This is a genomic window from Ectobacillus ponti (assembly GCF_024294785.1).
Lineage (GTDB): Bacteria > Bacillota > Bacilli > Bacillales > Bacillaceae_G > Ectobacillus > Ectobacillus ponti.
Genome location: NZ_JANCLT010000051.1, coordinates 1 through 957 on the forward strand (window position 1 = coordinate 1; position 957 = coordinate 957).

Below are 957 nucleotides of genomic sequence, written 5' to 3' on the forward strand. Positions count from 1 at the left end.
CCCAACCAACCATCTAATTAATCTGAACAAATTAACCATCACATTCTCTGTTCTTCTGCCTGTCCGGCCCCTTTCGCTATCCTTCACATCTCCAGTGCATATGAAGGTGTGTGTGTATGTGGTGTGTGTCTGCTTGTCATATATGCAAACGAACGAGTGGATCACAAACCGATCGTGTTTTCGATCGATCAGTGGTGGCGGGTCTCGAGGATGGGAGGGTCGGCGAACGGGCCGTAGAGCCAGCCCTTGGCGATGTGGCCGTAGGACGCCTCGGTGAGGTGGATGCCGTCCCAGCTAAGATGCGACGCCGGGTTGGAGCACGCTGATGCGCCTGACATCCCACACCTCGCGTTGTTGTTGTAGTTGAACTTGCCGGCCGGCTAAGCTAGCTGATCGCCGGCCGCCGGCTCTCGTTGAGCTCTTCTTGGTGCCGGCCGCGGCGTTGTTAGTGTCGTCTTTGCTGGGTACGCTGCAGGAAGATCAGCAGCAAGCTAAGCTAGTAGCCTCCAAGGTGCCCGGAGATGTCGTCGGCGCTGGAGGTGGAGGGCTCGGGCTCGCCGGGCGTCGAGCCGGCGGCGACGGCGACGGCGAGCAGGCTGAAGCGGCACGACTCGCTGTTCGGAGACGCGGAGAAGGTGAGCGGCGGGAAGCACCACGGGGGGTCGGCGGTGAGCTGGGCGGTGACGCTGCACCTGGCGTTCCAGAGCGTGGGCATCATCTACGGCGACATCGGCACGTCGCCGCTGTACGTCTACTCCAGCACGTTCCCGGACGGCATCGGCCACCGCGACGACCTCGTCGGCGTCCTCTCCCTCATCCTCTACACCCTCATCATCATCCCCATGCTCAAGTACGTCTTCATCGTCCTCTACGCCAACGACAATGGCGACGGTGGCACGTTCGCGCTCTACTCGCTGATCTCCCGGTACGCCAAGATCAGGATGATCCCGAACCAGC

The 957-nt window shown here is 61.1% G+C and carries 1 protein-coding gene; it reads left to right on the plus strand.

Annotated elements, in window-relative coordinates; genetic code table 11:
* Positions 1–521: 521 nt before the first annotated feature.
* The coding region (locus NK662_RS24515) for a KUP/HAK/KT family potassium transporter (protein ID WP_254761331.1) at positions 522–957 on the plus strand (436 nt) is incomplete at its 3' end.